This window comes from Sphingomonas endophytica (genome assembly GCF_001476895.1).
Classification (GTDB): Bacteria; Pseudomonadota; Alphaproteobacteria; order Sphingomonadales; family Sphingomonadaceae; genus Sphingomonas; species Sphingomonas endophytica_A.
On sequence record NZ_LDTB01000052.1, the window covers coordinates 1 to 9206 of the forward strand.

Consider the following 9206-nt stretch of genomic DNA (forward strand, 5'->3'; position numbering starts at 1 on the left):
GCCCGATACCGCCCCCGCCGCCGCCCCCCAGCGTCGCCCGCTGGAATTGCTGATCGCCGCCCCGCGCGGTTTCTGCGCCGGCGTCGACCGCGCGATCCGCATCGTCGAGCTGGCGATCGAGAAGCATGGCGCGCCGGTGTTCGTCCGGCACGAGATCGTCCACAACAAGTTCGTCGTCGATTCGCTGAAGGCGAAGGGCGCGGTGTTCGTCGAGGAACTGGACGAGGTGCCGGACGGCGCGCCGGTCGTCTTCTCCGCGCATGGCGTGCCGAAATCGGTGCCCGCCGAGGCGCAGAATCGCGGGCTCGACTATCTCGACGCCACCTGCCCGCTGGTGTCGAAGGTGCATCGCCAGGCCGAGCGGCTGGTCGCATCCGGCCGCCATATCGTCTTTATCGGCCATGCCGGTCACCCCGAGGTGATCGGCACGTTCGGCCAGGTGCCCGAGGGCGCGATGTCGCTGGTCGAAACCGTGGAGGATGTCGAGGCGATGAACCCCGCCGATCCCGACAATCTCGCGTTCCTGACGCAGACCACGCTGTCGGTCGACGATACCGCCGCGATGGTCGCCGCGCTCCAGCGCCGCTTCCCGTCGATTCAGGCCCCGCATGGCGAGGACATCTGCTATGCCACGTCCAACCGGCAGGCGGCGGTCAAGGCGATCGCCGATGCGTGCGACGCGGTGCTGGTGATCGGTGCCCCCAATTCGTCCAACTCGCTGCGGCTGGTCGAGGTCGCCGAGCGGCAGGGCGTCCGTGCCGCGCTGATCCAGCGCGCCACCGATCTCGACTGGGCTTTCCTCGACGGCGTCGGCACGCTCGGCATCACCGCCGGGGCCTCCGCGCCCGAATTGCTGGTGCGCGAGCTGGTCGATCGCCTGTCCACCCGCTTCGACGTGACGGAGCGCGAGGAGGAGACGACGCGCGAGACGATCTCGTTCAAGCTGCCGCGCGGTCTCGAGGCCGCCGCCTGATCGATCATGGCCGTCTACACGCACGTTTCCGCAGAGGCGCTCGCCGCCTTCCTCACCCGCTACGACGCCGGGGAGCTCGTTTCGGTCAAGGGCATCGCCGAGGGTGTCGAGAATTCGAACTACCTCGTCGACACCACCGCCGCGCGCTTCATCCTGACGCTGTATGAGAAGCGCGTCGCGGCGGGCGACCTGCCGTTCTTCATGGCGCTGCTCGATCATCTCGCCGCGCGCGGGCTGGCGGTGCCGCCCGCGATCCCGGATCGTGACGGCGGGGTCATTCAGGAACTGGAGGGCCGCCCGGCATGCCTGATCCGCTTCCTGTCGGGCGTGTCGGTGTCGCATCCCACGCCCGCGCAGGCGCATGCCGCCGCGGTCGCAATGGGCGAGATGCACGCCGCGCTCGGCGATTTCATGCTCACCCGCGCCAATTCGATGGGCATCACGACCTGGCGCCCGCTTCTGGAGCGATGCGGGCGCGATCTCGACACGATCCAGCCCGGTCTGTTCGCGCGCGTCGATAGCGCGCTTGCCCGGGTCGAGGCGGCGTGGCCGACCGATCTGCCGGTCAGCGCGATCCACGCCGACCTGTTCCCCGACAATGTCCTGATGCACGGCGACACCGTCACCGGGCTGATCGACTTCTATTTTGCCTGCACCGACGTGCGCGCCTATGATCTGGCGGTCATGCATTCGGCATGGACCTTCGACGCGCAGGGCCGGAACCCCGATGCGGCGGTCGGCGCGGCGTTGCTCGACGGCTACGCCTCCGCCTTCGCGCTGAGCGCTGCGGAGCGTGCCGCGCTGCCGGTGCTGGCGGAGGGGGCGTGCATCCGCTTCCTGCTCAGCCGCGCATGGGACTGGCTGCACACCCCCGCCGACGCGCTGGTGATGCGCAAGGACCCGCTCGCCTATCTCAACCGGCTCGACTGGTACGTCGACAACCCGCAGGCGTTCGCATGAGCGAGCTGACGAAGGTCGAGCTGTTCACCGACGGCGCGTGCAAGGGCAATCCCGGTCCCGGCGGCTGGGGCGCGCTGATCCGCTCGGGTCGCCACGAGAAGGAATTGTCGGGGGGCGAGGCGCAGACGACCAACAACCGCATGGAGTTGATGGCGGCGATCCAGGGTCTGAACGCGCTGACGCGGCCGTGCCACGTCACGCTGTCGACCGACAGCCGCTATGTGATGGACGGCCTCACCAAGTGGATCCACGGCTGGCAGAAGAACGGCTGGAGGACCGCCGACAAGAAGCCGGTCAAGAACGCCGAGCTGTGGCAGGCGCTGCTCGCCGCCGCAAAGCCCCACCGTGTCGAATGGAAGTGGGTGAAGGGCCATGCCGGCCACCCCGAGAACGAGCGCGCCGACAAGCTGGCGAGCGACGCTGCGCTGGCAGCGGGACGGGTGTCGCAACCGGCGTAACGCGCCTTCACTGCGCCGCCAGCACCTCGTCCACCCACGCCGGCACCAGCGTGCCCGCGCTGCCCAGCCGCGTCGCGTCGAACCAGCCGCTGCCCGCCGACGGCTCCAGATTCAGCTCCAGAGTCGCCGCGCCATGGTGCCGCGCGATCTGCACGAACCCCGCCGCCGGATAGACCGCGCCCGACGTTCCGATCGATACGAACAGATCGGCGCGCGACAAAGCGTCGTCGATCCGTTCCATCTCATAGGGCATCTCGCCGAAGAACACGATATCGGGCCGTAGCGCCCCCTCCCCGCACGCCGGACAGACGCTGCCCGGCGGCAGCGCGCCCGTCCACCGCAGCCGCTCCCCGCACGCCGCGCACAAGGCGGACGTCAGCTCGCCATGCATGTGCAGCATCCGCCGCGCCCCCGCCCGCTCGTGCAGGTCGTCGACGTTCTGCGTCACGATCAGCAGCTCGCCCGCCCATTCCCGGTCGAGCCGCGCCAGCGCGAGATGCGCCGCATTCGGCGCCACGCCCCCGAGTGCTGCGCGCCGCAGATCGTAGAAACGGTGCACCAGCGCCGGATCGTGCGCGAGCGCCTCGGGCGTACACACGTCCTCGACCCGGTGCCCCTCCCACAATCCGCCCGGTCCGCGAAAGGTCGCGATGCCGCTCTCGGCGGAAATCCCCGCCCCGGTCAGGATGACGATGTTGCGAGGAGCCGACATCTGCCTGAGGATAGCCCCGGATCGATCGCGCGCAAAGGGCGCCGCTCCCGGAAGGCGCCGGGACTTTCCGTCGCGCCACGCACGCCCTACGACCCGCCCATGGAACTCGCCTTCGACACCTTCGCCCTCCTCACCGCCATCGCCTTCGTGGCCGGGGCGATCGATGCGCTGGCCGGCGGCGGCGGGTTGCTGACCATCCCGGCATTGCTCGCCTCGGGCGTGCCGCCGGTCGCGGCGCTCGCCACCAACAAGCTACAGAGCGCGGTAGGCACCGCCTCGGCCTTCGCCACCTTCTGGCGCGCCGGCCATGTCGACCTGCGCCGCTTCACCCTCCCCGCTGCGGGCGCGTTCGCCGGGGCGGTGGCCGGGGCGGTGGCGGTGCAGCATGTCAATCCGCGCTTCCTGGCCGCGTTCGTACCCGTCCTGCTGATCGCGATGGCGCTCTATTTCCTCCTCGCCCCGCCGATGAGCGACAGCGACCGGCACGCGCGCCTCGGTCGCGCCGGGCTGACGGGGGTGGTGACGCTGCTCGGCTTCTACGATGGCTTCTTCGGTCCCGGCACCGGATCGTTCCTGACCACGGCCCTGGTCGCGCTGGGCGGGCTGGGGCTGGTGCGCGCGATCGCCAACACCAAGTTCCTGAACCTCGCCACCAATATCGCCGCGCTCGTCGCGATGATCGCGGGCGGCAAGGTGCTCTGGCTGCTCGGCGGCGCGATGGCGGTGGCGAACGTCGCGGGCAATCAGTGCGGCACCTGGGCGGCGCTGCGGTTCGGCGGCAAGGGCGTGCGCGTCCTGCTGGTCGTCATGTCGATCGGGCTGACCGTGAAGCTGCTCGCCGACCCCGCCAATCCGCTGCGCCAGGCGCTCGGCTATTGACGGCTGGCGATCTCGCGGCCGAGCGCATTGGCGCGCGCGGTGATCGCGGCGTCGTCGATCGGGGTGTAGGCACCCGCGACATAGGCTTCGTCGGTCACCTCGACGGTTGCGCCCAGCCGCGTCGCCGCGAACAGCTTCTTGGCGAATGCGGTGGGCAACCGGATGCAGCCGTGCGACGCCGGAAAGCCCGGATTCGCCCCGGCGTGCAGCGCCACCCCGTCCCACGTCAGCCGCTGCATGTACGGCATCGGCGCATCGTCATACAGGTTGGAGCGGTGCTGCGCGTTTTTCTGCAGGATCGTGAACGTACCGGTCGGAGTCGGATTCTCGTCCGATCCGGTCGACACTGACGAGGCGGCGATCAAACGCCGCCCCCGGAACACATAGGCGCGCTGGTCGGGGATCGAGATCAACACGCTGATCGCACCCGACGCCGCCGGATCGTCGCTCCACAGGAAGCGGTTGGGCGGCAGTTGCGCCGCCGCCTCGGTGATCGCCAGCGCGTCCATCGCCGCCGCCTGCGCGGGGGCATGGACGCCCGCCAGCAGCAGCGGGGCGAGGAACAACGGGGCGATTCGGCGCATGGCGTCAGGTCTCCGGCGCGCCCGGCCGATCCGGGCCGCTTCGTTGACGAAACGCACCGCCATCGTTTCGGTGCCGGGCGACGAAGCGTTCATCAATCACGGCAAATGCGCGCGGGCGGGACTCAAACGCTGGTAAACGTTGACGATACTTAACCTGTTCCGTGGTACATGCCCGGTATTGGAGCGGGGATTAGCGTTACTCATGACCATGCCGCAGGATACGGCCACTTCGCGACGTGCTTTGCTGAAGACCGGTGGATTGTTCGCCGGCGCCTTGATGATCCCGGGAGCCGTGTCGGCGGGGATGCGTGACGCCTCGCGTCGCGGTGCGCCGGAATCGCTGCTGCCGGACGATTTCTTCAACCCGTCGCGCACGCCCGCGGCACAGCCGGCGATCGCCAGCGCGACGGTGCAGCCGACGCTCGACGCGCCCGGCGTCAATCCGCAGCTGCTGCAGCGCGCGCTCGCCGCGCTCGAACGCCACGGCAGCCGCATCGCCAAGCGCGATCGGATGGCGGTCGCCGACTTCTCGGCCGGATCGAACACGCCGCGCTTCCACCTCATCAACCTGGAAAGCGGGCGCACCGTGTCGAAGCTGGTCGCGCACGGCAGCGGATCGGACCCGGCGCACACCGGCTATCTGCAGCGCTTCTCGAACCAGAACGGCTCGAACGCCTCATGCGAGGGCGCGTTCGCGACCGCCGATTATTATGTCGGCAAGCATGGCCGGTCGCAGCGGCTGCTGGGGCTGGACCCGACCAACGACAATGCGCTCGATCGCGCGATCGTCGTCCATGCCGCCTGGTACGCCAATCCCGACATGATCCGCGAGCGCGGCATGCTCGGCCGCAGCCAGGGCTGTTTCGCGGTCGGTGAAAGCGAGCTGACCGAGGTGTTCGAGCGGCTCGGGCCGGGCCGGATGATCTACGCCGCGAAGGTGTAAGACGGTCCGGACGACACGCCCGTCACCCCGGCGAAGGCCGGGGGCCTGCCTCCCGCGAAGCTGACAATATTTAAGTAAGCGTCAGGTAAATGCCCTTCTCCGCGAGGATTCGGTGAACGTCGCGGCACCCGCCCCAGTCGACGCGTCACCTGGGACGGGTGCGACACCACAGAAATAGTCCTCCCGTCATGCCATATCTCCGCAGGCGCTCAGGCCGCTGGGTTCGCGGCACCATGGACCCCGGCCTGCACCGGGGTGACGGATCGCTCGCCGCGATCCCTCGACGCTCGCCGATCTCACGACCGGTTCCGGGAGGACCGGTCATTGCCGAAGCACATGTTCGTGGATCGGCGGCACAGTGGATATCGGGACCAGTCCGGCATGACGAAGCGATGGTCGCCGGTGTTTCGAACGCGTCCCTAATCGCACGCTGCTAGCGCGCGTCGAACGCCCGCAACTCATAGGCGATCGACGCCTCGACCAGCGTCTCCCACATGGCCGCCACCGCCTCACCGGGCAGTCCCAGCCGCTCCGCCTCCGCGCGCGCCTGCTCGATCACCTGCGCCTTGCGCGCCTCGTCGCGCACCGCGCCGCGCGCCGGCTTGATCCGCGCGGCGGCGTCCATATAGTCGAACCGGCGGCGCAACAGCGCGACCAGTTCGCGGTCCAGCGCGTCCACGCCGGCGCGGACCTCGGTCATGGTGGTGCAGTCGGGGCCGGACAGGATCTCGCTCATGCGCCGCTGCTTGGCGACTGCCACCGCGCCTGTCCAGCTTGACTTGGATGACGGAGCCGGCTAGGCGCGCCGCTTCGCAATCGCCCCCGCATCCCGGTGAAGCGGCGGGCCTGTCATCGTTTTCGATGGCGGCGCGATACCGGGGTCAACGTCGTTCGCATATTGCCAAGGAACTATCATGTCGAAGCGCCATAGCGCCAAGTACAAGCTCGACCGTCGTCTCGGCGAGAACATCTGGGGCCGCCCGAAGAGCCCGGTCAACAAGCGTGAATACGGCCCTGGCCAGCACGGTCAGCGCCGCAAGGGCAAGATGTCGGACTTCGGCATCCAGCTGCGCGCCAAGCAGAAGCTGAAGGGCTATTACGGCGACGTGACGGAAAAGCAGTTCCGCCACGCCTATGACGAAGCGTCGCGCATGAAGGGCGACACCTCGCAGAACCTGATCGGCCTGCTGGAGCGCCGCCTCGACGCGATCGTGTATCGCGCGAAGTATGCGCCGACGATCTGGGCCGCGCGCCAGCTGGTCAGCCACGGCCACATTCGCGTCAACGGCGTGAAGTGCAACATCGCGTCGCGCCGCTGCAACGTCGGCGACGAGATCTCGCTGGGCTCGAAGGCGCAGGAAATGGCGCTGGTCATGGAAGCGCAGCAGCTCGCCGAGCGCGAAGTGCCCGATTACGTCGCGCAGGACGGCAACACCAAGGTCACCTTGGTCCGCGTGCCGACGCTGGACGAAGTGCCCTACCCGGTGAAGATGGAACCGAACCTCGTCGTCGAATTCTACTCGCGCTAAGGCGACGAGTAGAATTCGACGACCGGCCGGCCTCGCTCAAGCGAGGACCGACGACGTGGCTTCGCCACGTCGCACCCCGGACGCCAAAGACAAGAGGGCGGCCCCGCAACGGGCCGCCCTCTTCGTTATCCGCCGTCCCCGCAGAGACGACGGATCGCTCCCCTATTCCCCGAACGCCGCCCGCAGGAAAGCGTCGCTCTTCGACAGCAGTTCGGCCCGCACCGTGCTGTCGTTCAACTGGTGGTCCAGCTTCGGGAACACCACCAGCGTCGACTTCTTCCCGGCGGCGCGCAGCCGCCGGTCCATCAGCCGCGACTGTCCGACCCCGACATTGATGTCGGTGTCGCCATGGAACAGCAGCACCGGCGCCTTGAAGCGGTCGGCGTGGCGCGCGGGCGATCCCTTGGTGATGTTCTCGCCCGACCCGATCTGCCGCTCGACCAGATCGTGGTTGGAGAAGCCCTCCGCCTCATCCTTGGTCCGCCCCAGATCGGTGACGGGCGCGATCGCCACCACCGCCTTGAACAGGTCGGGATCGACGACATTGCTCTGCAACGCCGCATAGCCGCCATAGGACCATCCGACGATCCCCAGCTTGCCTGGGTCGGCGATCCCCTGCTTGACCAGCCAGCGCCCGGCGTCGCTCACGTCGCCGATCGCCAGCTCCCACGAATGGAAACCGTTATTGGCGAACCACGCGTCGCCATAGCCGCTCGACCCGCGGAACTGCGGCTGGAGCACCGCATAGCCCCGCGCCGCGAAGAACTGCACCAGCCAGTCGAACCCCCATTCGTCGCGATAGTTCGGGCCGCCGTGCGGCATTACGATCGCGGGCAGTCCCTTGGTCGCGCCGCCGGGGGGCAGCGTCAGATACGCCGGCACCATCGTGCCGTCCGCCGCCGGGAAGCGCACCGCGCTCATCTGCCCCAGCGACACGCCCGTCAGTTCGGGACGCGCGTCGATCAACCCGTCCAGCTTCCGCGTCGCCTTGGTATAGAGGTAATAGGTGCCGGCATCGACATCGCTGCCGGCATAGACCAGCAGCTTGCTTTCGTCGGCGCTGGCATCCAGCAGCCGGATCAGCGGCGTCTTCGGCAGGGCACGTGCCAGCGACGCCGCCAGCTTCTTGTATTCGGGATCGAAATAATCGATCTGCCGCCGGTCGGTGACATAGGTGGCGCCGATGATCCGCCCGTGCCGCCCGATCCGCACGATCGACGCGACATCGACCTCCGGGTTGCTCGACACCAGCTCGGTCTTCATCGACCCGTCCAGCGCGACGCTGTACAGCGCCAGCCGCCCGTTCAGGCGCTTCGCCGCGAACGCCACGTCGCGCGTGCCGTCCACGCCCAGTGGATCGAGCGAATCCTTGTCATCGCGCAGCGACTTGCTGAACAGCTTCCACGCCGCCTGCCCGGTCGGGCGATAGGAATAGATCACATCGCCCTTCAGCTGCCCGTCGGCGTGCGTCGGCATCTCGGACTTCATCCGGATGCTGCCCTGTCCATCGGCGTAATATTCGTCGACGTCCGTATCGGGGCGCTCGACCATCTGGCCCCGCCCGGTTGTCGCATCGACCAGCTCGACGCCCAGCCCCTGACGATAATCGCCGCGGATGTTCGATCCGATCGCGCCGTTCGAGGGAACGAAGTTGCGCGCCATCAACACCTTGCCGTCGCCGGACCGCCAGTCGATCACATTGCCGTCGAACTGGTTGATCCGGTCGGAATCCGACGACTTGCGTCCCAGATACAGCGCATGGGTACCATCGGCGTCGAACCCCAGCAGCCGGGTGTACGACACCCGAACCGCGCCGACATCGCCGATGCCGTAGAATTTGCAGATCAGCCGGGCCGATGACGCCCAGCCGCACGACACCGGCGACAGCCGGGCGCCGTCGCTCAGCCCGATCGCGGACGATTTGTCGCTCGTCAGGTCGAAGACAACCGCCGAACTGCCGCGCGTGCCCTGCGGCGTGACATAGACGATCCGCCCGCCGTCCGGCGACAGGCTGATCTCCGACACCGCCTCGCGCGCGCCGAACTTCTTCGCCAGATCGTCGCCCGCGCCTCCGGTCTGCGCGATCGCACTCGTCCCCGCCAGCAGCGCCCCCAGCGCCGCCCCTGTCCCTTATAAACCTCTGACGCTGCCGACGAACAGGATAGTAT

The 9206-nt window shown here is 68.4% G+C and carries 10 protein-coding genes; 6 read left to right on the forward strand and 4 right to left on the reverse strand.

The window, feature by feature from the left end; genetic code table 11:
- Nucleotides 1–40 precede the first annotated feature (40 nt).
- Genes ispH through rnhA form a run of 3 tightly spaced genes read left to right on the forward strand, consistent with a single transcriptional unit; the run spans nucleotide 41 to nucleotide 2391 of the window.
- On the forward strand, nucleotides 41–973 hold the full coding sequence (ispH, locus tag NS334_RS12265) for a 4-hydroxy-3-methylbut-2-enyl diphosphate reductase (RefSeq protein WP_083500446.1): 933 nt from the start codon (nucleotides 41–43) through the stop codon (nucleotides 971–973).
- Between the two features lie 6 nt (nucleotides 974–979).
- Complete coding sequence (thrB, locus tag NS334_RS12270; protein WP_058756251.1) at nucleotides 980–1933, forward strand: homoserine kinase; 954 nt, start codon at nucleotides 980–982, stop codon at nucleotides 1931–1933.
- On the forward strand, nucleotides 1930–2391 hold the full coding sequence (gene rnhA / locus NS334_RS12275; protein WP_058756252.1) for a ribonuclease HI: 462 nt from the start codon (nucleotides 1930–1932) through the stop codon (nucleotides 2389–2391). Before thrB ends, rnhA begins: the two co-directional genes overlap by 4 nt.
- Nucleotides 2392–2398: 7 nt before the next feature.
- Here rnhA and NS334_RS12280 read toward each other — a convergent pair whose 3' ends face one another.
- On the reverse strand, nucleotides 2399–3103 hold the full coding sequence (locus NS334_RS12280) for an NAD-dependent deacylase (protein WP_058756253.1): 705 nt from the start codon (nucleotides 3101–3103) through the stop codon (nucleotides 2399–2401).
- A gap of 99 nt (nucleotides 3104–3202) precedes the next feature.
- Between NS334_RS12280 and NS334_RS12285 the strand changes: the two genes are divergently transcribed.
- Entirely contained in the window at nucleotides 3203–3982 is a 780-nt protein-coding gene (locus tag NS334_RS12285; RefSeq protein ID WP_058756254.1) for a TSUP family transporter, read from the forward strand.
- Here the strand turns inward: NS334_RS12285 and NS334_RS12290 are convergent.
- Nucleotides 3976–4566 carry a L,D-transpeptidase family protein gene (locus NS334_RS12290; protein WP_058756258.1) on the reverse strand — a complete coding sequence of 197 codons (591 nt, stop codon included), beginning with the start codon at nucleotides 4564–4566 and terminating at the stop codon, nucleotides 3976–3978. The two genes, NS334_RS12285 and NS334_RS12290, sit on opposite strands and share 7 nt — an antisense overlap.
- 277 nt (nucleotides 4567–4843) lie before the next feature.
- Here NS334_RS12290 and NS334_RS12295 point away from each other — a divergent pair, with 277 nt between their 5' ends.
- Entirely contained in the window at nucleotides 4844–5509 is a 666-nt protein-coding gene (locus tag NS334_RS12295; protein ID WP_241491933.1) for a murein L,D-transpeptidase catalytic domain family protein, read from the forward strand.
- A gap of 433 nt (nucleotides 5510–5942) precedes the next feature.
- Here NS334_RS12295 and NS334_RS12300 read toward each other — a convergent pair whose 3' ends face one another.
- Nucleotides 5943–6245 (reverse strand): chorismate mutase, encoded by a 303-nt coding sequence (locus NS334_RS12300; protein WP_058756259.1) that lies wholly within the window; start codon nucleotides 6243–6245, stop codon nucleotides 5943–5945.
- A gap of 178 nt (nucleotides 6246–6423) precedes the next feature.
- Here NS334_RS12300 and rpsD point away from each other — a divergent pair, with 178 nt between their 5' ends.
- A complete protein-coding gene (rpsD, locus tag NS334_RS12305; RefSeq protein ID WP_058756256.1) occupies nucleotides 6424–7038 on the forward strand; it encodes a 30S ribosomal protein S4 in 615 nt (204 codons plus the stop codon).
- 162 nt (nucleotides 7039–7200) lie between these two features.
- Here the strand turns inward: rpsD and NS334_RS12310 are convergent, their stop codons facing one another.
- Nucleotides 7201–9063 (reverse strand): alpha/beta hydrolase family protein, encoded by a 1863-nt coding sequence (locus NS334_RS12310; RefSeq protein ID WP_241491934.1) that lies wholly within the window; start codon nucleotides 9061–9063, stop codon nucleotides 7201–7203.
- Nucleotides 9064–9206 lie beyond the last annotated feature (143 nt).

Bases quoted from the DNA above. Each gene is read 5' to 3' on its own strand.
- thrB (WP_058756251.1), top strand. From the start codon at position 980: ATGGCCGTCTACACGCACGTTTCCGCAGAGGCGCTCGCCGCCTTCCTC.
- rnhA (WP_058756252.1), top strand. From the start codon at position 1,930: ATGAGCGAGCTGACGAAGGTCGAGCTGTTCACCGACGGCGCGTGCAAG.
- NS334_RS12280 (WP_058756253.1), bottom strand. From the start codon at position 3,103: ATGTCGGCTCCTCGCAACATCGTCATCCTGACCGGGGCGGGGATTTCC.
- NS334_RS12285 (WP_058756254.1), top strand. From the start codon at position 3,203: ATGGAACTCGCCTTCGACACCTTCGCCCTCCTCACCGCCATCGCCTTC.
- NS334_RS12290 (WP_058756258.1), bottom strand. From the start codon at position 4,566: ATGCGCCGAATCGCCCCGTTGTTCCTCGCCCCGCTGCTGCTGGCGGGC.
- NS334_RS12295 (WP_241491933.1), top strand. From the start codon at position 4,844: ATGATCCCGGGAGCCGTGTCGGCGGGGATGCGTGACGCCTCGCGTCGC.
- NS334_RS12300 (WP_058756259.1), bottom strand. From the start codon at position 6,245: ATGAGCGAGATCCTGTCCGGCCCCGACTGCACCACCATGACCGAGGTC.
- rpsD (WP_058756256.1), top strand. From the start codon at position 6,424: ATGTCGAAGCGCCATAGCGCCAAGTACAAGCTCGACCGTCGTCTCGGC.